The 23,202-nt window shown below is 64.8% G+C and carries 20 protein-coding genes and 5 pseudogenes; 15 read left to right on the plus strand and 10 right to left on the minus strand.

Translation table 11 applies throughout. From position 1 onward, the window contains the following. Positions 1–58 precede the first annotated feature (58 nt). Complete coding sequence (locus QE360_RS18870; RefSeq protein WP_309704381.1) at positions 59–1,225, plus strand: nucleotide sugar dehydrogenase; 1,167 nt, start codon at positions 59–61, stop codon at positions 1,223–1,225. 137 nt (positions 1,226–1,362) lie between these two features. Here the strand turns inward: QE360_RS18870 and QE360_RS18875 are convergent, their stop codons facing one another. From QE360_RS18875 to QE360_RS18895, 5 genes are all read right to left on the minus strand, one after another. After that, positions 1,363–1,659, minus strand: coding sequence for a hypothetical protein (locus QE360_RS18875; protein WP_309704383.1), 297 nt, complete (start codon positions 1,657–1,659; stop codon positions 1,363–1,365). Positions 1,660–1,781: 122 nt separating this feature from the next. Then, entirely contained in the window at positions 1,782–2,555 is a 774-nt protein-coding gene (locus QE360_RS18880) for a hypothetical protein (RefSeq protein ID WP_309704385.1), read from the minus strand. 5 nt (positions 2,556–2,560) lie between these two features. Next, complete coding sequence (locus QE360_RS18885; protein WP_161797748.1) at positions 2,561–2,731, minus strand: hypothetical protein; 171 nt, start codon at positions 2,729–2,731, stop codon at positions 2,561–2,563. Between the two features lie 69 nt (positions 2,732–2,800). After that, a complete protein-coding gene (locus QE360_RS18890) occupies positions 2,801–5,374 on the minus strand; it encodes a TonB-dependent receptor domain-containing protein (RefSeq protein ID WP_309704388.1) in 2,574 nt (857 codons plus the stop codon). Between the two features lie 142 nt (positions 5,375–5,516). Then, positions 5,517–6,689, minus strand: coding sequence for a glycosyltransferase (locus QE360_RS18895; RefSeq protein ID WP_309704390.1), 1,173 nt, complete (start codon positions 6,687–6,689; stop codon positions 5,517–5,519). A 204-nt stretch (positions 6,690–6,893) separates the two neighbouring features. Between QE360_RS18895 and QE360_RS18900 the strand changes: the two genes are divergently transcribed. After that, positions 6,894–7,622, plus strand: a complete 729-nt coding sequence (locus tag QE360_RS18900) for a ZIP family metal transporter (protein ID WP_309704392.1) — start codon at positions 6,894–6,896, stop codon at positions 7,620–7,622. A gap of 228 nt (positions 7,623–7,850) precedes the next feature. On the opposite strand, the gene QE360_RS18905 is transcribed toward QE360_RS18900, so the two are convergent. Beyond that, a complete protein-coding gene (locus QE360_RS18905) occupies positions 7,851–8,390 on the minus strand; it encodes a TonB family protein (protein ID WP_309704394.1) in 540 nt (179 codons plus the stop codon). A 279-nt stretch (positions 8,391–8,669) separates the two neighbouring features. On the opposite strand from QE360_RS18905, the gene QE360_RS18910 reads away from it, so the two are divergent. Continuing rightward, positions 8,670–9,341, plus strand: a complete 672-nt coding sequence (locus QE360_RS18910) for a hypothetical protein (protein WP_309704396.1) — start codon at positions 8,670–8,672, stop codon at positions 9,339–9,341. A 117-nt stretch (positions 9,342–9,458) separates the two neighbouring features. On the opposite strand, the gene QE360_RS18915 is transcribed toward QE360_RS18910, so the two are convergent. Then, positions 9,459–9,638, minus strand: coding sequence for a DUF5808 domain-containing protein (locus tag QE360_RS18915; RefSeq protein ID WP_309704398.1), 180 nt, complete (start codon positions 9,636–9,638; stop codon positions 9,459–9,461). Between the two features lie 219 nt (positions 9,639–9,857). Here QE360_RS18915 and QE360_RS18920 point away from each other — a divergent pair, with 219 nt between their 5' ends. From QE360_RS18920 to QE360_RS18935, 4 genes are all read left to right on the plus strand, one after another. Further along, on the plus strand, positions 9,858–10,316 hold the full coding sequence (locus tag QE360_RS18920) for an RES family NAD+ phosphorylase (RefSeq protein ID WP_309704438.1): 459 nt from the start codon (positions 9,858–9,860) through the stop codon (positions 10,314–10,316). Positions 10,317–10,647: 331 nt separating this feature from the next. Then, positions 10,648–12,156, plus strand: a complete 1,509-nt coding sequence (locus QE360_RS18925; RefSeq protein ID WP_309704400.1) for a hypothetical protein — start codon at positions 10,648–10,650, stop codon at positions 12,154–12,156. A 68-nt stretch (positions 12,157–12,224) separates the two neighbouring features. Next, on the plus strand, positions 12,225–13,757 hold the full coding sequence (locus QE360_RS18930; protein WP_309704402.1) for a family 43 glycosylhydrolase: 1,533 nt from the start codon (positions 12,225–12,227) through the stop codon (positions 13,755–13,757). Positions 13,758–13,792: 35 nt separating this feature from the next. Further along, a complete protein-coding gene (locus QE360_RS18935; protein ID WP_309704404.1) occupies positions 13,793–14,098 on the plus strand; it encodes a hypothetical protein in 306 nt (101 codons plus the stop codon). Positions 14,099–14,515: 417 nt separating this feature from the next. Here QE360_RS18935 and QE360_RS18940 read toward each other — a convergent pair. Next, positions 14,516–14,953 (minus strand): annotated as a pseudogene (locus QE360_RS18940) (integrase core domain-containing protein); the annotation flags it as partial. Between the two features lie 72 nt (positions 14,954–15,025). Between QE360_RS18940 and QE360_RS18945 the strand changes: the two are divergent. The 3 genes and pseudogenes from QE360_RS18945 to QE360_RS18955 all read left to right on the plus strand — a co-directional run. After that, positions 15,026–15,900 (plus strand): annotated as a pseudogene (locus QE360_RS18945) (IS3 family transposase); the annotation flags it as partial. Positions 15,901–15,947: 47 nt separating this feature from the next. Further along, on the plus strand, positions 15,948–17,357 hold the full coding sequence (locus QE360_RS18950; protein ID WP_309698497.1) for an IS30 family transposase: 1,410 nt from the start codon (positions 15,948–15,950) through the stop codon (positions 17,355–17,357). Continuing rightward, positions 17,356–17,640 (plus strand): annotated as a pseudogene (locus QE360_RS18955) (IS3 family transposase); the annotation flags it as partial. The gene QE360_RS18950 and the pseudogene QE360_RS18955, both read left to right, overlap by 2 nt. On the opposite strand, the gene QE360_RS19175 reads toward QE360_RS18955, so the two are convergent. Then, positions 17,637–17,879, minus strand: coding sequence for a plasmid mobilization protein (locus tag QE360_RS19175; protein WP_405052696.1), 243 nt, complete (start codon positions 17,877–17,879; stop codon positions 17,637–17,639). The pseudogene QE360_RS18955 and the gene QE360_RS19175 overlap by 4 nt on opposite strands. 803 nt (positions 17,880–18,682) lie before the next feature. Between QE360_RS19175 and QE360_RS18960 the strand changes: the two genes are divergently transcribed. From QE360_RS18960 to QE360_RS18980, 5 genes and pseudogenes are all read left to right on the plus strand, one after another. Next, entirely contained in the window at positions 18,683–20,098 is a 1,416-nt protein-coding gene (locus tag QE360_RS18960) for an ISNCY family transposase (protein WP_309704406.1), read from the plus strand. 181 nt (positions 20,099–20,279) lie between these two features. Continuing rightward, entirely contained in the window at positions 20,280–20,480 is a 201-nt protein-coding gene (locus QE360_RS18965; RefSeq protein ID WP_309704408.1) for a hypothetical protein, read from the plus strand. 70 nt (positions 20,481–20,550) lie between these two features. Further along, positions 20,551–21,654 carry an IS5 family transposase gene (locus QE360_RS18970; protein ID WP_279333303.1) on the plus strand — a complete coding sequence of 368 codons (1,104 nt, stop codon included), beginning with the start codon at positions 20,551–20,553 and terminating at the stop codon, positions 21,652–21,654. Further along, positions 21,651–21,989, plus strand: coding sequence for a hypothetical protein (locus QE360_RS18975; RefSeq protein WP_279333301.1), 339 nt, complete (start codon positions 21,651–21,653; stop codon positions 21,987–21,989). Before QE360_RS18970 ends, QE360_RS18975 begins: the two co-directional genes overlap by 4 nt. 123 nt (positions 21,990–22,112) lie before the next feature. Further along, a pseudogene (locus QE360_RS18980) lies at positions 22,113–23,029 on the plus strand (IS481 family transposase); the annotation flags it as partial. A gap of 13 nt (positions 23,030–23,042) precedes the next feature. Here the strand turns inward: QE360_RS18980 and QE360_RS18985 are convergent. After that, positions 23,043–23,159: pseudogene (locus tag QE360_RS18985) on the minus strand (transposase); the annotation flags it as partial. Between the last annotated feature and the right edge of the window lie 43 nt (positions 23,160–23,202).

The raw sequence follows: 23,202 nt of genomic DNA on the forward strand, positions 1-23,202 counted from the left end.
AAGGTGCAACGCAAGCTGACGGACGGACCGATGGCCCGCCCCGTCTGGGGATGTTGAAATGAAGATTGCCGTTTTCGGCCTGGGCTATGTCGGACTGTCCAACGCCGTGCTGCTGGCCCAGCACAACCGGGTCGTCGCGGTCGACATCTCGGCCGAGCGGGTCGCGATGGTGAATGCGCGGACCTCGCCGATCATCGATGCCGAGTTGCAGGACTTCCTGACCGGCCGCGACCTGGCCCTGTCCGCCACGACCGACGCGGCCGAGGCGCTGGCGGGCGCCGATTACGTCATCGTTGCGACGCCGACCAATTACGACATCGACACCAACAGCTTCAACACCAGCTCGGTCGAGGCGGTCATCACCCTGGCCAAGACCCATGCGCCGCAAGCGACCGTGGTGGTCAAGTCGACCATCCCGGTCGGCTTCGTCGACGATGTCCGCGCGCGGCTGAGCACCGATCAGGTCATCTTCAGCCCCGAATTCCTGCGCGAGGGGCGCGCGCTGCACGACAATCTCCACCCGTCGCGGATCATCGTCGGCGAACAGTCGGACCGCGCGCGGATCTTCGCCGAGCTGCTGGTCCAGGGCGCCGAGAAGGCCGACATCCCGGTCCTGTTCACCGGCACCCGCGAGGCCGAGGCGATCAAGCTGTTCGCCAACACCTATCTCGCGATGCGCGTCGCCTTCTTCAACGAGCTCGACAGCTATGCGATCGCGGGCGACATGGACACGCGCCAGATCATCGAGGGCGTCGGCCTCGACCCGCGCATCGGCACGCATTACAACAATCCCAGCTTCGGCTATGGCGGCTATTGCCTGCCCAAGGACACCAAGCAGCTGCTGGCCAATTATACCAGCGTGCCGCAGAACCTGATCCGCGCGATCGTCGACGCCAACCGCACCCGCAAGGATTTCCTGGCCGACCAGATCATCGCCAGGAAGCCCGGCCGCGTCGGCATCTTCCGCCTGACGATGAAGGCGGGGTCGGACAATTTCCGCCAATCCTCGATCCAGGGGATCATGAAGCGGATCAAGGCCAAGGGGATCGAGGTCGTGGTCTACGAACCGTCCCTGCACGAAGACGCGTTCTTCGGCTCGCGGGTGGTCCGCGACCTGGCCGCGTTCAAGGCCGATTGCGACGTCATCATCGCCAATCGCAACGACCCCGACCTGGCCGATGTCGCGGACAAGCTGTTCACGCGGGACATCTTCGGCTCGGACTGAAGGACTTTTCCTCCCCTGCAAGGGGAGGTGGCAGGCCGAAGGCCTGACGGAGGGGTGTCACCCTCTCGCGAGCGGGACACCCCTCCACCATGCTGCGCATGGTCCCCCTCCCCTTGCAGGGGAGGAATGAGGGCAGGTCACCGGCAGATGCGCACCCGCTCCCAGCCGCGATATTCGGTCCAGCAGCGATGATAGGGGCGATACGGCCGATAGGGCCGGTAGCCATAGCCCGCATCGCGCCAGCCATAGCCCCCGTCATAGCCACCCCAATGCGGGGGCGGAGGCGGCGGAGGGGGCGGGGGTGGGGGCGGCGGGGGACCCCAGCCGGGAGGCGGCGGAGGCGGGGGCGGTCCCCATTCCTGCGCACTGGCATTTGCACTGAAGCCCAGCGTTGCGATCGCGAGGCCGGCGACAATGATACGCGTCACCTTCATGACTGGTCCCTCCATGCCCATCACCGGGCATGGCACGGACGTATCACGGGCCGTGCTTCGCGAGGCTGAACGGGGTTGTTCTCTGGCGTTCAGGAATGTCGGGTTGGAGACGCGGGCACGCCTCAGGCGCGCTCCGTCGCCACCTCGCGGGCGACTGCGGCGACATCGCCAGGCGGGGCTTGAACGACCTCCAGCGCGATATTGGCTATTTCTGCGGCGGTCATCTGCAACTGCGTGATCGGGCTCGAACTGCTGTCGACGCGGTCCACCCCGGTTTCGGAAATCTTGACCAGAAAACGGTCGACGTCGTTAAGGACGACCAGCTTGATGGACTGGTCCTCGTCAAGCGCCAGCTGCTGCACCGTGCCTTCATAGGCCACGATAAAGCCGTCATGGCCGGTTTTGGTCAGGACATAGGCGACGACGAACGAGTCGCCGCGCTTGACGGCTTGAACGACCGGGTTGAGCCAGCCGAACGCGATCGGATCGGTTTTGTCGGTGACGGCCTCGCGCTGGGCCATCCACTGCGCCAAGGTTCCCGTCGCCAGGCCGATGAGCAGCATGGCCAGGAGCCTGGCCTCGAGCGCGAAGTCGGATGCGCTGCGAGCACCCGAAGCGCCGCCCAGCAAGGCCCGATAGACGTTCGGATCGAAACCGACATCGAAGCATCGAGCGGTCCAGCGACACCAGGCTGACTGCGCGGCGAAGGCGCCCGTTCCGAGCAAATGTCCGGCGATCGTCCCGAAAACGACGATGAACAGCGTCACCGTCGAATTGGGTCGATCGGGAGAGGGGCTCAGAAAATCGGTACGCTCACCGGCCCTCCAGCCCGCCCAGAAGCAAAGCCCCGGAAATATCAGCAAAAGTACGAGGAAGAGAGAATAGCTGAATGCCACGGCATTCAGGCCGTCAAGGTGCCTGACCCGTCCTTCTCATCTCTTTCGGTCCCAGCGGAGCGCACGACATAGACGCCATTCTCGATGCGCGACGCTTGGCGCACGGCCTGCCATGTGCCGAAGCGGTTCTTGACCCGGCGGGCCAGCCGCATCGAAGTGCTGGTGTTCACGCGCATATCGATCCTCCAACGCCAGATGTAGAGGTTCGTTCGACCGACGTCCACTCGACGCGTACATCGCCCCCATCAGAACAATTTCCGCACCCCGATCCGGATTGAGCGGCCGATCGGGTCGAGATAGGCGGGCTGGAAGCGGTTGGGGGTCTGGCCGTCGCGGTCGGTGACGTTGATCCGGTCGTTGAGCAGATTCTCGACCGCCATGCTGACGTTCAGCCCCTTGGCCCAGGGCTTGTCGACGATCCTCTCGACCTTGATGAAGCTGTAGAGGACCAGCCAGGTCCGCCCCGAGAAATGCAGGTCCGAGGCGGCGATGTCGCTGCGGATGCGGGTCGGGCCCTGGATGCGGCCGAACACGCCCAGATTGGCGACCCCCTTCGAGACATGGGCGTTCAGCTCGACATCCCAGCGCGGCCGCCCGCCCGTGCCGTTCAGCGTCGCCCCGTCGAGCAGGTCGAGCACCGGCCCGCCGTCGCGCAGGGTCAGCCGGTCCTCCAGCCGGTAACTGGTCGTCGCCGACACCATCAGGAAACCGGGCTGCTTGCGCGGGCGCGGCGGGGGCGCGGTCTTGGCCGCATCCGGGGCGGGGGGCGCGGCGGGGGGCGGGGGGCTCTTGCCCAGCTGGGTCTGCACGTCGAAGGTCAGGCGCAGCTTGCGCTCGCGCTCGAACGCCAGATTGACCGGGCGCAGGTCGACGCGGGTCAGCGCGCCCAGCGCGTCGCGCGCGAACAGGTCGGGAAAGACGCGCTGGAACGCCGGGGTCGCGCCGCCCAGCGAGGCGGCCTGGTTGTCGATCCGCGTGTCGAGATAATCCAGGCTGAGCCGGATCTCCTTGTCCTTGATCGGCTGCACCGCCAGGCCCAGCGTCGTCACCCGCCGCTTTTCGGGGGCCAGGTTCGGATTGCCGCCCATGATCGTGGTGACCAGCGTGCTGCGCCCGGTGACGAAATCGAAAAAGGGCGTGTTGGGCGTCGCCACGACCGGCGCGACCAGCTGGGTCACGGCGGGCGCGGCCTGTGCGACATTGACCGAGGCGTTGAGTTGCACGGGGCGGAACGGCGTCCAGTTCAGCCCCAGATTGGAGGTGCCGAGCCGCCCGAAGCCCGACACCTGCGACACGCCCGCCATGCCGCTGAGCTGCAATTCGCCCAGAAAGCCCAGCGAGCCCTCGCGCGCCGAGGCGAGCGGCACGCTGGCATTGACGCTGGCCCCGCGCGTGGTGCGCCCGATGCCGTCGGCGGGCAGCGCCAGATTGGTGCGCGCATCGCTGTCGACCCGCGCATAGTCGGTGGTGACGGTCAGCATCGCCTCGCCCGCGGGCAGGCGGGCGACCGGGCCGTTGGCGGTCGCCTTGACCCCCAGCGTGTCCGACACCGCGCGGCTGCGGTTGAGTTTGCGCTCGGTGGCGAGGGCGGGATCGATCGCCGCCATCGGATCGCCCCCGGCATCGATCGACGCCTGGAGCGCGCCCAGCGGTACCCCCGTCTCCGAGGTGCCGCGCGACACCATCCGGTCGTAATTGCCGGTGATCGCCCAGCTCCAGCGCCGGACATCGCCGGTCAGCGTGCCCCCGCCATGCAGCGCCATGCTGGTCGTCCGCTGGTGCAGCACGCTGCCGGGCAGATAGCGATAGAGGAGCGTGTCGTTGGCAAAGGGGAAATCCCCCGCCCCGCCCGGCACGCGCAGCAGCGCGGGGGCCAGCCCGTTGAGCCCCCTGGTCTGGACCGCCTCCATCGACAGGATCAGCGAGCCCGACATGGTCTTGCCGAGCGGCGCGGCCAGGCTGGCCTCGCTATGGATGGTGTCGCTCAGCGGCTGGAGCGTGCGATAGGGGCCCAGGTCGGTGACCCCGGCCGGGCTGTTCGCATAGGCGGCCAGCGACCCCCGCGCGGCGGGATCGACCGGCACCCCCGCCATCGTCACCGCCCGCCCCGCCAGCGCATCGAGCCGGGGGTCCAGGCTGGCGCCGTTGACGCCCGTCACATTGCCGGTCGTCGCATAGAGCGTCTCGGGATCGGGGACGATGGCGCGCTGGCTCTGGAGCACCGGGTCCTGGCGCAGATGCGACACGTTGAAGGTCAGGCGGCGCGGTCCGTCGATCCGGGCCGAGGTGACTTCGGTGTATTTGGTGCCGCCCCCGCCCTCGGGGGTGATGCCGGGCAGCAGATGGACGGTGACCGCGCGGAATTTCTTCTTGGTGATGAAGTTCATCACCCGGACATTGGGCGGATAGCCGAAGCGCGCCGCCTCCTGCTCGGGCAGCACCTCGACCTTCTCGATCGCCTCATAGGGCAGCGACTGGAATTCGGAAAAGCCCGACACGCGCCGCCCGTTGAGCAGCATGACCGGATCGCCCCCGCCCGACGAGCTGGCCAGCGCCTTCACCTTCTTCAACAGGTCGCTCAGGCTGCTCACCCCCAGCGCGTCGAGCGCCTGCGCATCGAGGACCGCGACCGGCTCGACCGCGCCGACGACCGAGCCGGGGATGCGCTTGCCGGTGACGGTGACTTCGGGCGGGGGGATGTCGGTGGTGGCGGGGGGTGGCGCGGTCTGCGCCTGAAGCGGTGTCGCCAGGCCCCAGGCCAGCGCGATCGTCGACCATCCCGCGCGGCACCCAAGCCGCGCGCTCCCCTTGTACAACATCGTCCAGCCACTCCCATCGCCGACGTGATGGGCCCTTCATACTGTGGCGATGATGTCACAATTAAGGCGAATTTTCCGGGAGGGTTGACTTACTCGCCGAGGTCTTCTGCCCGATCCGGAATTAAACCCTGATCGAAGCCACTTACAGGAGCGGCAGGACCGGTTCGCCGCAGAGCGGGGCGGGCGCGGCGCGACGCCGCAGGACGCTGTGCATCACGCGCAGATAATGGTCCGCGCCCTGTTCGATGGCAAAGCGCCGCGCCTGGTGCAGCGTGCGGTGCGCGTCCTGCGCCCCCGGCCGGGCCCGCGCGATCGCCGCGGCAAAGCCCGCCGCGTCGCCGACCGGCACCAGCGTGCCGAGCATCCCCTGCTGCAACAGCGCGGCCATCGACCGGCTGCAATCGGTGGCGATGATGCCGATATTGGCGGCCAGCCCCTCCAGGATCACCGCGGGCACGCCTTCATAGTCGGAGGACAGCAACAGCATGTCATATTCCCCCAGCCGCCCCGCCGGATCGGTGACATAGCCGCGAAAATCGACCCGGTCCGCGACGCCGAGCGTGGCCGCCAGCGCCTCCAGCGCGGGCCGCTCGGGCCCCTCGCCGAACAGGGTCAGCGTGTCGGCGGGATCGCTGCCCGCCGCGAAGCCGCGCAGCATCAGCGCGAGATTCTTCTGCGGCGCGAGCCGCGCGATGGTGACGAAGCGCCGCCCCGCCACAGGCGGCCGCGCGGCCACCGGCGTCCGAAGCGCCATGATCTGCGCCTCGGACAGCGCCGGGTCGGGGATGATCGCGACGCGGGCGGGCGACACGCCGACGCATTGCACGATCTCGGCGCGCATCGGCTTTTCCATGCCGACGAAATGGTCGATCGCCAGCCCCTGGATGCGCAGCCAGATGCGATAGAAGAATCGGTAGAACCAGGACGCGTCGGTGCGGTCCAGATTGTTGCTGATCTTGGCGACGATCGGCGGGCAGTTCCGCCCCAGGATCAGCTTCAGCATCACCGCGACAAAGGCATAGGTGTTGCCCGCGCAGAACAGCATGTCGGGCCGCATCGCCCGCACCGCGCGCGGCAGGGTGGCGACCATCCAGATCGTCTCCCAATGCGCGATGCCCGGCCAGCGGCGCCGGGGCGTGACGAAGTCCAGCCCCGCCCCGACATCCCCCGCCATCGCGCCATCGGTCCGCCCCAGGAACAGCGGCGCATCGATCCCGCTGTCGCGCCAGCGCCGGACGAGCCGCAACGCAATCCGCTCGACCCCGCCCGGCTCGAAACTGTGAAGGAAGGTCAGGACGCGCAAAACGCCGTCCACCCCGATCGCCGCAGAGGATCCACCGAAAGCCCGCCCATATTTCCGGCCGATAGCATGACTGACGGCAAAAACGATACCCTGTCGTGACGTATTCGTTATGAGGGGGCGGCGGTCGGACGCGAGCCGTGTTGACCGAACCCCAATGATACACCATCACATCGCCATCGATCCATGATGGGCACGGGCGATGGGAGGCGTGACAGCGTGAACCGGGAGCTTCTCCTGATCCTGCTGACCGGGACATTGGTCGTCGTGGCGGTGGTCGCGGCGATACCCTGGTTCCGCACGAGCCGCCCGTTGCACGGGTCGCCGATCGCCGCGACGGGCGACGCGCTGGCCGCCGGTATCTTCCTGGGCGCGGGCCTGATCCACATGCTGCCGGACGCGGCGCAGGGCTATGCCGCTTATGGCACCGGCTATCCCTGGCCCTTCGTCATCTGCGGCGCGACGATCCTGGGCCTTGCCCTGCTCGAGCATCTGGCCTTGGGCAGCGGCCGCTCCGCCGTCCCCGCGCTTGCGGCCGCCATCGCGCTGGCGGCGCACAGCTTCCTGGCCGGGGCGGCCCTGGGCGCCACGTCGCGCGAAGCCGCGGTCCTGGCGCTGTTCCTCGCGCTGATCGCGCACAAGGGGGCGTCGTCGTTCTCGCTGGCGCAGGTGCTCACCGAAAGCCCGCTCTCCCGCCGCAGGGCCCTGACGATGCAGAACATGTTCATCGCCGCTCTGCCGCTGGGCGTCGCGCTGGGGGCGGTGGCGATACGGCAGGAACAGGCCTGGCCCCTGGCCAAGCCGACGATCCTGGCGCTGGGCGCGGGCACCTTCCTGCATTTCGGCCTGCAACGCCATCGCGCCCGCGCCCCGACATCCGGCAGGGCGCGCTGGGTCATGCCCTGGTTCGGCTTCGCGCTGATGGCGCTGATCGCGGTCGTGGACTGAATTTGCGCGTCATCGTTGCGATTGGGGGGCGATGGCAGCGGCGCCCCGTTGCCCGTCGATCCGGCATCATTTCGGGAAAGAGCCATTGGGACCGGATTGCGAGACGCCAGCGGCGGAGGCAGGCGTGCTCAGGCCCATCGAGCAACGCCCTCCCGCGCGGCCATCCCCAAACGAGAATGGCTGGAAGCGGCCAACTGCGGGCATTCGTCGCGCCTCTAAACTTCGCGCTCACCGCTTTGAGGTCGGGAGAGCCGCGACGGGGATGTAGCGGTATCCTGCTGCTGGCGCATTCTTGAGGGCGTGAGGTGGAGTTATCTTCATCTGCTTGCGCAAAAGATCGCAGGCTATCTCGTCAAATGCTTTACTCCCGCTGGACGCCCTAATCTCACAGGTGGCCAGAGAGCCAGTGGCATCGAACGACAAAAAGGTCGAGGTCGCCTGCACGTAGCCCTTCGGCAAAGCCGCGAGCGGTACAAACACGCGGTTGTCCGGCACCACGCCTGGGGATGGCATGCTCCAGCCCACAGCGGTATGGAAAATGCCGGAAATTGCGACGCCATCCGGGCCGCGCGCCGGTTCGAAACGCGCCTTCATCAGCCGTCTGCAAGTCACCTCGTCAAGCGCCGAGTGCCCGGCACTTTCGGTAACCTCGCAGGACAAGGGGGCACCATCCGCCGAGACGCTAACCTCGACCGACACATAGCCCTCTTCTTTGTTTTGCAAAGCTCGTTGTGGGTAGTCCTCGAAGCTGATCGGACTGCCGATCATCTGAGGCGGAGCCGCTGACGCGCTTGAAGTCCCACCCGCTTGTATGCCTCCTAGGAGCGCAGGAACAGTCGCCGTGATAATCGAAGCCGCTCGAAACCATGCCATCGTCTTCACCTCGATCACGCCCGATACGAGCATGGAAAGGAGTTATGCCGTTTATCTTGGCAAATGCCAACGCGAGGAGATCGCCGTCTAAGCTTTCAACGCCGTTATACCTCCAGGGTGAGCCGTTTCGGTTCCGGCCTTTATTGAAAGCTGACATCGCCATCTGGATAACAGGTGTACGCTAACGCCCAATCGTTGCCGTTCGCGGTCAGATTATTCTTCCACAAATGCGACCATTCCGTCATCAGTGCGAAAGCAAGAACAAGCTGGCGGATCACAATGCGCTTTTTCATCGCGGCACTGTTACTGATCAGTTCGCCACCATTGGCGGCTCAGCACATTGGTGCAGGACAAAAGGTCGCCCTCACGAACAATCAGGAGATGACGGCCATCTTCGCCGCTGACCAGGCGGCACGGGATCATCCTGCGGCAATTGATTGGAAGGTGCTTTTGCCAGCCGATAAAGCGCGACGTGCGCAGACGCAGGCGTTGCTCGACGCTGGCAAACTGAGCAGCGCCGATGATTTCTACCACGCTGCCTATGTCTTTCAACACGGTGATGAAGCCGAGGACTGTCTAAAGGCTCATGCCTTGGCTGTCGTCGCAGTCGCGCGAGGAAAACGAGAAGCCACTTGGATCGCTGCCGCGACGCTTGACCGCTATCTTCAACGCATCGGCCAGCCACAGATTTACGGTACTCAGTTTCTGCGCCCGCCAGGACAGAAGTGGACGCAGGAGCCATATCGGCGAGACCTGCTCTCGGACTCCGTGCGTCAAGCATCCGGCGTTCCACCACTAGCCGCACAGGAGGGGCAGCGGAAAGATTGGGAGCGGAAGGTTCCATGAATCTAAGGGAAGCGTTCATATGGCTTTGGCAACAAGCTGCCGGTCCACTTCCCACCCAACTCGGTCATTCCTGAAATTCGATCCCGATAGGAATTAAATCCTGCCCGGCAGGTGCTTTCATCCATACTGCAAGGCGGCAGCTATCAGGATCGCCACGCCGACACCGGCAAGAGCCAGTCGGCCCCTTTGATGGCCGACATTGATCGTCCAGCCAAGCGCCTTGACGCGCTTTGGAACAATTACGCGGGGATCGTCGGCATCATGATAAAGCCCGAGTAGATCGTACCCCTTGCTCACCGTGCAACCCCCGTCTCGATACCGGATGTTCCATATATCGCAGACGATCACGGTGCGTCGATAGTTCTCATTTCCCTATCCGCCGCGGGTTTGGAGAAGCCGCATGCATTCTCCTTTCCCGATCAATTCCGGAAGCGCCCACAGCGTCTCGCTCGTCGTTTCCGATCGGCAAGGCTGGTGTATTGAGGCAACCGCTCCGTGCCTGATAAACGCGGTGGAATGAAACTATGGCGGCTTACGCGACCACAATATGTCGCCCTCGATGGGGCGGGTGCGGCGAAATCGGGTGGGCGCTATTCATCGCCCGGCGTCCCATTGGTCAACTTCGCAAGTGAGCCGGGATTAGCGGTCTTGGTGGCACTGCGCTATGTCCAGGCCACCCCGGCATTCTCCGACGACGATTTCGTTTTGGGTTGGACGACCATCGATTGTGATGTCGAGCGGGTTCCCCACGCATTGAGCAGCGAGGCAAAGGTCGCTTTCGTCGACGCCTGGGCAAAGCAGCGGCGGTCGCTCGCCATTGCCGTCCAGTCCGCCGTCCTGCCGGAAGCCGACATAATCTTGATGAACCCGCTGCACGCCGACGCTGCCGACATAGCCCCTCTATCCACCCGACCTTTCCGCTTCTCGGAGTGTCTGCATCGACCTCCGATGTTGGAACGATACATCGCAGGCTGACGCTCACCGCCTCTCGGACCGCAAACCCCCTATATCCACCGCCAGGCCCGCGCTCAGAAAGGCAGCGGCGACCAGACAGTCATGGCGGTTGAGAGGCCATCGGCTCAAGCCTGCCAACCGGCTCAACAGCCAGGCCAGTCCCATTGCGGCGATATTCCATGGTGTTCGCCACCGTGGCTTGCGCATCGCTGCGCGACTCAATCGCGAGAGGAGGGATGACATGGCGCGATGCTGATCGATGCCGTTCCCTTCGTCAAACGGGGGCGGGGCCGTTCGACATGGCCCTCTTTATCCTTGCCTTTGCCCGCAAAGCGACCCACCCGCGCGTCTCATGAGCAAGGGACAGGGGCAAAGCGGGTGGCGGGGGCAGGCTTTGGTCCTGCTGCTGCTGACGCTGGTCGCGCTGGTGGTGCGGGCGCGGACGTTCGGGAATCCGGTGATCGGGTTCGACGAGCAATATTATCTGCTGGTCGGCGACCGGATGCTCCATGGCGCGATGCCCTATGTCGATATCTTCGACCGCAAGCCGATCGGGCTGTTCCTCCTCTATGCGGGGGCGCGGTGGCTCGGGGGGGACGGGTTCCTTGCCTATAAGCTGGTCGCGACCGGCTTCGTCATCGCCACCGCCTTCGGTATCCAGCGCGTGTCGCGGGGCTTTGCGGGGCCGGGGGCGGCGGTCGTGGCGGCGATCCTCTATATCCTCTGGCTGAACCTGATGGAGGGGGAAGGGGGGCAGTCGCCCGTCTTCTACAATGCGCCGATGCTGGTCGCCGCGAGCGCGGTGCTGCGCGCGGTCGAGGGGCGGGGGCGGCTGTTTCCCTGCGGCGCGGTGGCGATGGCGGCGGTGGGGCTGGCGCTCCAGATCAAATATTCGGTGCTGCCCGAGGGGTTTGCGTTCGGCTGCATCCTGCTCTGGCGGGGCTGGCGCGGGGCGGTGCCGCTGGGGCGGCTGGCGGGGATGGCCTTGGTCTGGGTCGCGCTGGCGCTGCTGCCGACGCTGGTCGCCTTGGGCGGCTATGCCGCGATGGGGCAGGGGCAGGCCTGGCTCTTCGCCAATATCGTCTCGCTCGGCGGACAGGCGGCGCGGCCGCTGGCCGACGAGCTGGAGGGGCTGGCCGCCTGTGTCGGCATCCTGTCGCCGCTGGCGCTGGCGATCGGTTTCGGCCGGCCCTGGCGCCATGTCCCGGCGGAGCGGCGCGAGGGCTTTCGCCTGCTGCTCGTCTGGCTGGCGGTCGCGGGCGCGGCGGTCCTGCTCTATGGCCGGTTCGGCAGCCCGCATTATGCGCTGCCCATCGTCCTGCCCGGCGTGCTGGTCGCCGCGCCCGCGCTGGCCCGCTGGCGCCGCGCCGGGATCGCGGCCTTCCTGCTCGCGATCGGCGCGGCGGGGCAGATCGTGCTGCACCTCAGCGAGCGGACCAAGGGCGGCGCGGCCGAGGCGCGGGCCGTCGCCAATGCCGCGACCCCGGCGCGCGGCTGTCTCTATGTCTATGACGGCTATCCCGCGCTTTACCTGCTGACGCATAGCTGCCTGCCGTCGAAATGGGTCTTTCCGGGGCATCTCGCCACCCGGGACGAGGCGAGCGCGGCCGCGATCGGCGTCGATCCCGTCGCCGAGGTCCGCCGCATCCTGGCCGCGCGGCCCGGCGCGATCGTCGACGATTATCCGCGCTTCGCCTTCGGCAACCCGGCGACCCGCGCGGTGCTGCGCGAGGTGCTGGCGCGCGACTATCACCTGGCCGCCTGCATCCCCACCGGGCCGAGCCGGGTGCGGCTGGTCTATCGGCCGGGCGCGGGCGCGGGGGCGGCGGGGTGTCCGGGTGCGGCGTTGCTGGATCGATAGCCGTTTCTCCCCCTCTCGGGGCGGATAAACCGTATACTATATCGACAGACGCGACGGGCTCGGTCACTATGCCCGCCATGATCCCGCTGATCCTCCTCGCCGCCCAGCTCGCTTCCGAGACCATCCACAGCCGGGGGAATCCGATCCTGGCCGATGGGCGTTACTATTCCACCGACCCCGCGCCGCTGGTCGATGGCGACACGCTGTGGATCCTGGCGGGGCGCGACGAGGCGCCCAGCGGCGTCAACGACTTCATCATGAACGAGTGGCAGCTTCTCTCCACGAAAGACCCCGCCAGCGGCGTGTGGCGGCACTATCCCGCCATTGCCCGGCCCGAGCGCGTCTTCGCCTGGGCCGAGCGGGGCCGCGCCTATGCCGGGCAGATCGTGAAGGGGCGGGACGGGCGCTTCTATCTCTATGCGCCGGTGCTCCAGCGGGACGGCGGGGCGAAGGACCGGTTCGCGATCGGCGTGGCGGTGGCCGACCGCCCGACCGGGCCATGGCGCGACGCGCACCCCTCGGGCCCGATCATCTCGCAAACGGTGCCGGTGGCCAACGATATCCAGAATATCGACCCGACCGTGCTGATCGACGATGACGGCCGCGTCTATATCTATTGGGGCACGTTCGGGCGGCTGCGCGCGATGGAGCTGGCGGCGGACATGGTCACCCCCAAGGGCCCCGAGCAGGTCGTGACCGGCGCGACCGGCTTCTTCGAGGCGCCCTGGATCATGAAGCGGCGCGGCACCTATTATCTGCTCTACGCCGCCAACACGACCGGGCCGGGCAGCGCCTGTACGCCGACGCTCTATCATGCGTGCCAGGCCTATGCCTCGGCGCCGAGCCCGATGGGGCCCTGGACCTATCGCGGGGTGGTGCTGCCCCCGGTGTCGTCGACCACCTCGCATGCGGGGGCCGTCCCGTTCAAGGGACGCTGGTATCTGGCCTATCACACCGCGGATGCGAAGGGCGGGGGGCATTTCCGCCGCTCGGTCGCGCTCGATCCGATGGCGTGGGACGACAGCGTCTCGCCCCCCGCGATCCGCCCCGTAAAGCCGAGCAGGGCGCCCGCCCCGCCGCCCCCGCCGACGCGCAACCGGGGCCTAAGCGCCTGGGCCACCGCCTCCAACGCGCCCGGCCCGGTGCAATACTGGATCGCCGCGCTGAACGACGGGGTGGTGCGCACGAACCCGCTGCCGCCCGATATGTGGGGCAACTGGACGAAGCAGAATCCGGCGAGCGCCTGGATCGAATATCGCTGGCCCCGGCCGGTGACGCTGAACGGCGCGCGCATCCGCTTCTTCGCCGACCATCCCGCAGGTTCGGACGAAGGCGTCGCCCCGCCCGCCGCCTGGCATCTGGAATATTGGGGGCAGGGGGGCTGGCGGCGGATCGCGGGGACCTATCCGACCGGGGTGGAGCGATTCCAGGAGGTGCGCTTCGCCCCCGTCACCACCCGCTGCCTGCGCGCGGTGATGGACGCGTCCGGGACGGGGGACCGCCATGCGGGGCTGGCGGTGGAGGAATGGGAAGCCTTGGCGTCGGATGCAGGAATTCCACCGGCAAGACCGGAGGCCATGCCCCCGCCATGTAAGCCCTGATACCGCGCCAATAGGGGCTCGAAAGCGTCGATCGTTTGCTCGACCGTCAAACCCCGCCGGGCATGGGCGTGTCGCCGCTCGGCGTTTCGACGGACGGCATCGTGTCTGGCGCGGGATCGGGCTGGACGGCTGCCTGGATCTCGCTGGGCGCGCAACGCCGGAAGTCCTGTGTCTCGCCATCGGTGAAGAGCGCGGACATGGTGGTGGTGTCAGCGTCTGTAACATCAAGCGACCAACTGCCGCTCGCACCAATCAAGCTGACCCGGCGGCCCTATATCGTCCAGCGAAAGCTTGCACCGTCGCCAAAGTCTGCGACACCGCCTTTGATGAAGCCGAAATAGCCTTTCCGTGAGCAGGCATCGCTTCCCGCCTTTGCCTCCACCCAGCGGCCTATCAGCCAGCGCCAGTTTGCCCGCCGACCTCTAGCTCCATCCAACGCTGTGCGGCAAAGCCTATCATCTTGCGCAGGAAATCTGCGTCCGCGCTCTTTCGCAAAAGCGCTTAAACGCTCATCGTATCGTCGGTCATCAGGGTCTCCGTTGGTTAGATGTCGCAACCCGAACCGATCCGAAAATCTTCGATGACCACTCCTCAGCTACACCACCCCATGGAGCACGACCTTCCAGCGTAGCGTTGCCGAAGGTGACCGAATAGGCTTTGGCCAGGTCAGGCTTGGGCGCGATCACCTCGCGCAGCGTATCTTCGACTTCCGGCGCTACACACCGCCGCTCCTGTTCGCTCCGCGTGCACAGAGCAAATTAGGTGTTCAGTCCCGGCATCTGGTGGATCGGGTCGACGATGAACCGGTCTGGCTCTGACGTCCAGATCTTGGCGATGTATTCGTAAGGCGTAAGCCCGTTGAGCGTCTTGAGCCGGCGGGCGAAGTTGTAGGCGGCCATGAAGTCGGCGAGGTGTGTTCGGAGCTGGTCGAGGCTCTCGTAGTGGAAGCGTTTGACGGTCGCTTCCTTGATGGTGCGGTTCATCCTCTCGACCTGTCCGTTGGTCCAAGGATGGTTCGGTTTGGTGAGCCGGTGCTCGATGTCGTTGGCCTCGCAGATCATGTCGAAGCGCATTTGGCGGGACCAGGCGGTGTTGCGGTTGCGCGGCTGCTCGGCGAACTGAATGCCATTGTCGGTTAGGATCGTGTGGATGCGATAAGGCACGGCCTTCAGCAGGTGTTCGAGGAACTCCCACGCTGTGCGCCTGTCTGAGCTGCTGCCGGTTTCGTGGACACCGAGATAAGGTGTTTTTGAGACCGGAGGGTGTGCATGCAACGACGGAAGTTCAGTCGTGAGTTCAAGCTGGAGGCGGTGAAGCTGGTTCGGGAGCGCGGGGTGTCGGTATCGCAAGCCGCCCGCGATCTGGACCTGCACGAGAACGTGCTGCGCAAGTGGGTGCGTGAGCAGGCAGCGGACCCGGGATCGGCGTTTCCCGGTCACGGGGTGATGAAGCCCGAGCAGCAGGAGATTGAGCGGCTGCGCCGGGAGTTGGCCCGGATGAAGGCGGAGCGCGACATCCTAAAAAAAGCGGCGGCCTACTTCGCCAGGGACTCGATATGAGGTTCGAGTTCGTAGCGAAGCACCGAGGGATCTGGCCGGTATCGTGGATCTGCGAAGCGCTCGGAGTTTCGCGCAGCGGCTTTCACGCCTGGCTGGTTCGGGCACCCAGTGCGCGCGCCCGCAGCGACGAGGAGTTCGGCGCCTGGATCCGCGCCAGCTTCATCTCCAGCTATCGCACGTACGGTGCACGCCGCGTCTGGCACGACCTTCTGGCCGAAGGCCTCTCATGTGGCCTGCATCGCATCGAACGGCTGATGCGTGTGCAGGGCCTGAGGGCGCGTCCGCGACGTCGTGGCTTGCCCAAAGACGATGGTCTGCGGTCCGTCATCGCCGACAACATCCTCGACCGCCAGTTCACGGCCGAGGCGCCGAACCAGAGGTGGATCGCCGACTTCACCTACATCTGGACCGCCGAAGGATGGCTCTACGTCGCTGTCGTCATCGACCTGTTCTCCAGGCGTGTGGTCGGATGGTCGATGAACGACAGCATGACCGCGCAGCTCGTCACCGACGCACTGATGATGGCGATCTGGCGGCGCGGAAAGCCGGATGCCCTGCTGCACCATTCAGACCAGGGCAGCCAAGGCGGATTCAACCGGTCGTCGCAACGCTTCGAAAATGGAGGCGGACGATGGATATAAAGAAGCGGCGTTCGGACCGGTGCACACGGTCACAGTTGCGGTCTCCGGGACGGCCGCCAGTCGCCAATCGGGAAGAGCGTGAACTGTTCTGGCGGTATGTAGCTGCCGGGATGAGCAGCGAGGCGGCAGCGGTGAAGGCAGGAGCGTCACAACCGGTTGGCAGCCGCTGGTTTCGGGAGGCAGGCGGGATGCCACCGGCAGCGTTCAGGCCATCGGCGAAGCCCTTATCGGGCAGATACCTGTCGCTGGCGGAACGCGAGGAGATCGCGCTGTTGCTGGTTCAAGGGCATGGCGTCTGTGAGATAGCCCGCCGGCTCGGCCGTGCTGCCTCGACCATCTCGCGCGAGATCCGGCGCAATGCCGCGACGCGCAGCGGCAATTTCGACTATCGTGCGACGACGGCCCAGTGGCATGCCGAGCGGGCGGCACGCCGTCCCAAGGTCGCCAAGCTTGCAGCCAATGAAGGGCTGAGGCGCTGGGTGGAAGATCGGTTGAGCGGCGTCGTTGCCAGACCCGGTGGCCCGTCTGTCATCGGCCCGACGGTGGCATCATGGAAAGGGCGGCGACATGGACGGCGCCAGAACCGGCGCTGGTCAACGGCATGGAGCCCGGAGCAGATTGCCGGTCGTCTGCCCATCGACTTTCCGGACGACGACAGCATGCGCATCAGCCACGAAGCCATCTACCAGGCGCTGTTCGTGCAAGCCCGCGGCGCCCTGCGCCGTGACCTCACCGCATGCCTGCGCAGCGGCCGGGCTCTCCGCGTGCCACGGGCGCGGGTTGGTCAGCGCGGCAAGGGCTTCGTGACGCCGGAGATCATGATCAGCGAACGGCCCGCCGAAGCCGATGACCGTGCGGTGCCGGGCCATTGGGAAGGCGACCTCATCCTCGGGGTCGGCAGCTCGGCGATCGGGACGCTGGTCGAACGGTCGACGCGTTTCACGATGCTGCTCCATCTGCCCCGTATGGATGGTCACGACGCCAAGCCGCGTATCAAAAACGGACCGGCGCTGGCTGGGCATGGCGCCGAGGCCGTGCGGGATGCCATTACCCGTACCATCACCACCTTGCCCAGGGAGTTGCGCCGCTCGCTCACCTGGGATCAGGGCGCGGAGATGGCGCAGCACGCCCGTCTCAAGATCGATGCAGGCGTGCAGGTCTATTTCTGTGACCCCCAAAGCCCCTGGCAACGCGGCACCAATGAGAACACCAACGGGTTACTGCGCCAGTACTTCCCCAAGGGCACCGACCTCAGTGCACATAGCGCCGATACGCTCGCGGCGGTTGCAGCGACCCTCAATGATCGACCACGCAAGACGCTTGGCTGGAGAACACCGGCCGAGGCGCTTGACCAATGCCTCGCAAAGATCAAACATTACGGCGTTGCGACGACCGGTTGAATCCGCCCAATATACGAGTGAGAAGTTCCAGCGGCTGATGACTGACAATGGTGTGACCTGCTCGATGAGCCGGTCGGGCAACGTCTGGGACAATGCCGCCATGGAGAGCTTCTTCTCATCGCTGAAGACCGAGCGGATCGGGCGCAAAACCTACCGCTCGCGCAATCACGCTAAGGCCGATGTGTTCGATTACATCGAGCGCTTCTACAATCCGACGCGCCGCCACTCGACGCTGGGCTATCTCAGCCCCATGGACTTCGAGCGGCAAGCGCAGGTAGCTTAACCTCGTGTCCGCGAAACCGGCAGCAGCTCATTGACCTTCCCCATGTCCCTGACGGCCTGAAGGTCGTACACTGACCTGATCTTATGATTGAGGCCAACTGTTCGAAGATAGGCAGAGCGGGACATGCCTACCTGATCGGCGCGGTCCGCCAATTCGGCTAGTTCGCCCTCCGTCACCCACACATCGATACGTGGACCTCTCGGCCTGGTTGCTCGCCCAGTTTTGGTGCCTGATGCCATCCCCCAAAAACTCCATGCACCCTGTCAAACGCGGCAGCGTCCGTCCGCCTCGCAGAGCAAAATGACGTCGAGCCGCAGGCGAGTAAGGATCGTGTTGTAGGCGTACGCGCGTGAGCGTGTATGGCTACAACACCTATCTTGCTATCTCCACGTATGCGACGATATGCGAAGATGGCGCAGAATTGCGCCCGCTTAGAAGATAATCGCAGATAATCGCAGATAATCGCAGATAATCGCAGATAATCGCAGATAATCGCAGATAATCGCAGATAATCGCAGATAATCGCAGATAATCGCAGATAATCGCAGATAATCGCAGATAATCGCAGATAATCGCAGATAATCGCAGATAATCGCAGATAATCGCAGATAATCGCAGATAATCGCAGATAATCGCATAACGGCGTATGTTGACGCCCTGCCGCCGGGAGACGTCTGTAGAGATCACCTGTGACTGCACCGTCATCTACAAAACTGAGGCGCGGCGTTCGAAGGGAGTGTATTTGTGAAACACCCCGATCGTATCCGCACATTTCTAAGCGAGGGCTATCCCGCAACGAGCGATTTTTTCACGACCATCTCGGCGGCGACAACGGCGTCATATGCGTTCAAAACACGACTGAAATTCTAAGCCAAAAAGCCGTTTAATTTTAACATAACAAATATTATCATACCATAGGATCTATAGCTGTTGTAAATGCAACTTGGAAATGAGTCCCTTCTGCAATTTAGAAGCGAGACGGTAACCTCGCCGGCAGGCTTCGGGTGTCATCGTCACCTCCATTTTTGGAGGCAGCCGCACAATGACGGTGATGACGATGAGCGCAGGCGAGATATCGCGGTTCGACACGCTGATGCGGGTACAGCGCGGTGAGTTGCGCGTGATGGATGCCATGGCGGTGCTCGGCCTCGAACGCAGCCAAGTGTTCAAACTGCTCGCGCGACTGCGCGACGAAGGTCCCTCCGGTATGATCTCACGCAAGCGCGGACGACCGAGCAACCGACGGTTCAGCGATGCCTTCCGCGAGCGCGTCATCACCATCGTCCGGGAGCGCTACGCCGATTTCGGTCCGACGCTGGCGGCAGAGTATCTTGCCGAGCGGCACGGCATCTCCATCATCATGATGGCGCTCCGCCCCATGATGATGGAAGCAGGTGTGTGGACCGCCAAGCGGGCAAAGCGCGCCCAACTCCATCAAATGCGACATGGCCGCGACCGACGTGGCGAACTCGTCCAGGTCGACGGCTCGGACCATGACTGGTTCGAGGGACGCGGTCCGCGCTGCACCCTTCGGGTCTACATCGACGATGCGACCAGCGAATTGATGCACCTCGAGATGGCGGAGACCGAAAGCACCTTCTCGTACATGCGCGCGATGACGGCGTATCTGAAGCGGCGCGGCAAGCCGGTCGCATTCTATTCGAAAAAGCACAGCGCCTTCCGCAACAACAACGCCACGGCCGATGGCGACGGGATGACCCATCTCGGCCGCGCGTTCGACAGGCTCGATATCGGGATCATCTGCGCTAACTCGCCGCAGGCGAAGGGCCGCGTCGAGCGTGCCAACGGGATGTTGCAAGATCGACTGGTCAAGGCGATGCGGCTTGAAGGTGCCTCGTCAATCAAACACGCCAACGCCTTCCTCCCAACGTACCCGGCACGGCACAATAAGCGGTTTGCCCGCCCTCCCCGGGTCACCCTCGATACGCATCGCCCCCTCGCCCCGCGTGACGCCGTCGATGCCGAAATGGTCTGGCGCGAGGAGCGAACGGTCACCAAATCGCTGCCGATCCATTTCAACAAGGCGATCTTCATTCTCGACCCGACGCCTGCGGCCCGATCGCTCGCCGGCAAGCGCGTCCAGATCTGCGGATATACCGACGGTCGTGTCGAGGTGCGGCACAACCACCGCGCCCTCCCCTACGCGGTCTTCGACAAGATGCGGCAGGTGAACCAGGCCGAGATCGTCGACAGCAAGCGCCTGAGGGCCGCGCTCGCCATGGCGCAGGCCATGCAGGAGGTGAGGCCGCACCACCGGAAGCGGAACAATAACGAGCCGGCGCGCAGCTCCGGATCCTTCACGATCTTCGCCCCTTCCCTACAACCGGATGCCGCGAAGTTGGACAGGCGCCGGTTATGCACCCCAAAGCTGAAGCGCGAGCTGCGGCTGTCGAACGATGAACTGATCGCGCGCGGTCTGGGCGAGCACGTCAGATAGGCGTTTCCAGCTTTCCCGTTTTCCCATGTCGGCCGGGCAGTTTCGGCAAAGCCGGCCGCTGAGGCGCGCTCCACCGCTCGCTTAGCTCGTCTGTTTTCAGCCGACCTTCCCAATCGAGAACGTAGCCGTGCTCGCATCGCGTTCAATTGTTGGGACGGCGACTCGGTGATAAGTAGCAGCCGTGATTACGATCCGCCCTGCCGTGCCCGATGATGCGGAAACACTTACCAATATGATGCATGGTTCGGCCGCTTATTGCAGCAAGTATGCAAGTATTCTGGACGGATATGTGGTTACACCCTCGCAGATCGAGCGAGATGTTTTCTATATCGCTGAACGCGACGGCACCTTGTGCGGATTTTACAGTCTAACAGGCTGCTGAAAAAGGCTTGGCTTGGACGGCTGGAGATGATTCATCGCGGATGAGGCGATGAGGCGATGAGGGCGAGTGGATGCGGGGCGGGGATGCGCGGTCGGGAGAATTGTTCTCGTACGTCGATCTGGAGCGGCGGATGCCGGCGGGTCACCCGTTGCGGAAGATCCGCGAGGTGGTGAACGCGGGCCTTGCGGGCATCGGCTCTGATCTGGAAGCGGCGTACGCGCGGATCGGGCGACCGTCGATCGCCCCGGAGAAGCTGCTGCGCGCGCTGTTGTTGCAGTTTTTCCACGGCATCCGCTCGGAACGGCAGATGATGGAGCGGCTGGACTTCGATCTGTCGTTCCGCTGGTTCGTGGGGCTGGGCGTGGATGACCGCGTATGGGATGCCTCCACCTTCTCGAAGAACCGCGAACGACTGCTGGATGGTGAGATCGCGGCTCGCTTCCTGTCCTCGATCCTGGCCCTGCCGCAGATCCGGCGGCTGCTGTCGAGCGACCATTTCTCGGTCGACGGCACGCTGATCGAGGCATGGTGCAGCATGAAGAGCTTCCGTCCGAAGGAGGATGCCGGTGACGAAGGCCCATCTGGCGACGGTCCGGGCGGGCGCAACGCCGAGGTTGATTTCCGGGGAACGAAGCGCAGCAACGATACGCACGCCTCGCTCACCGATCCCGACGCCCGGCTGTACCGCAAGAGCGCGGGCACGGGTGCCAGGCTGTGCTACATGGGCCATGTGCTGATGGAGAACCGGCACGGACTGGTGGTCGACACCGAAGCCACGCGCGCGGCAGGGTTCGCCGAGCGGCTGACCGCGGTGGCGATGGTCGATGACCTTGCCCGGCCCGAAGGGCAACGCATCACGCTGGGCGCGGACCGGGCCTATGACACGCGAGAGTTCGTGTCGGACCTGCGCGACCGGTGCGTGACACCGCACGTCGCGCAGAACACCAGCGGCCGGCGCTCGGCGATCGACGGGCGCACCACCCGGCACGCCGGCTACGCCGCCAGTCAGCGCATCCGCAAACGGATCGAGGAGGTGTTCGGCTGGGTAAAGTCCGCTGCCGGACAGGGAAAGACACGCTTTCGCGGACTGGCGCGGGTCCGCTTCGCCTTCACGCTCAGCGTTGCGGCATACAATCTCATCCGGCTGCCCCGGCTGCTGGAGACGGGATCATGACCGTCACAGCCGCGCTGGCTGGCAGATGGCGGATCGTCGAGGCCGCGGCATGGCCGCGAGAGCATCTCGACCTGTGCGGGCCTGCCTTTCTTCGCATCGATCCAGACGGCACCGGCGAGATGGCCTGCGGCGCGCTCACCGCGGCGGTGAACGCCGGCTTCACCACCAGCGGCATCGAGTTCGACTGGAACGGCAGCGACGAAGGTGACCAGATCCAGGGCAACGGCTGGGCTGACCTGTGCGAGGACGGCAGCCTCGAAGGCGAGATCGCCTACGACAATGGCGACCAAACCACCTCCATCGCCGAGCCATGGCATTTTTCAGCAGCCTGCTAACCCTCGATGGCGAACCCGAACTGGACCTGATGTTCGTAGCAGATGGCGTTCAGGGTGGCGGCTTAGGTGTTTGATCCCACGGTTTGATGGTGCGATCCTTTCGTTGGGATGGAAGGAAGCCGTATGGGACAGGTACGTCATGGGTCCGCCACGACCACGCACGCCGTCCGAGCAGCAATACAGCGATCACAAGCTTCGCTCTCGACGTTGTGCCGTGAGCTGGGGATCAACCCGAAGATGGTCGCGAAGTGGCGCAAGCGTGCGACGGTCGAGGATATGAAGACCGGCCGAAGGCCCCTCATTCAATGACACTGAGCGAGGCGGAGGAGGCAATGGTTGTGGCGTTTCGACGCCACACGTTGCTGCCGCTCGACGACTGCCTCTATGCGCTGCACCGTTGCCTCCAGCGGCGCGGCATCTCCCACCTGCCGGACATCGAGGGTGACAAGCCAAAGCAGCAGCGCTTCAAGCGCTACCCGACAGGCTTCTTCTACATCGATATCGCCGAGGTACAGACCGCCGAAGGCAAGCTCTACCTGTTCGTCGGCATAGACCGCACGAGCAAATTCGTGGTCACACAACTGGTCGACAAAGCTGATCGCCGGACGGCACGGGAGTTCCTCGAGCACCTGCTGACAGCCGTCCCCTACCGCATCCACACCATCTTGACCGACAATGGCATCCAGTTCGCCGATCAGCCCCGCAACCGGAACACCGCCTGGTCGCGTCAGATGCGTTTCGACATGATCTGCGAAGCAAACGACATCGAGCACCGGCTCACGAAACCCAACCACCCGTGGATGAACGGTCAGGTCGAGCGGATGAACCGGACCATCAAGGGAGCGACCGTCAAACGCTTCCATTACGAGAGCCACGACCAACCGCGGACACACCTCGCCGACTTCATGGCCGCGTACAACTTTGCCCGTCGACTCAAGACCCTCAGCGGTCTCACACCCTACGAACACATTGCCAAGATCTGGACGTCAGAGCCAGATCGGTTCATCGTCAACCCGATCCACCAGGTGCCGGGACTGAACACCTACGTCATCGATAGTAGGCCTGGATTGATATGCCGGCCTTCCGGCAAACCTCCTCGATGGTTGTTCCATCCTCGGCCTGCTTGAGGATGAACGCTATCTGCTGCTCGCTGAACCTCGACTTCTTCATCGGCGGATTCCCTCGTCCGGCATCTACCAACCCTAACCGGGAA

Source organism: Sphingomonas sp. SORGH_AS_0789 (assembly GCF_031453055.1).
Classification (GTDB): domain Bacteria; phylum Pseudomonadota; class Alphaproteobacteria; order Sphingomonadales; family Sphingomonadaceae; genus Sphingomonas.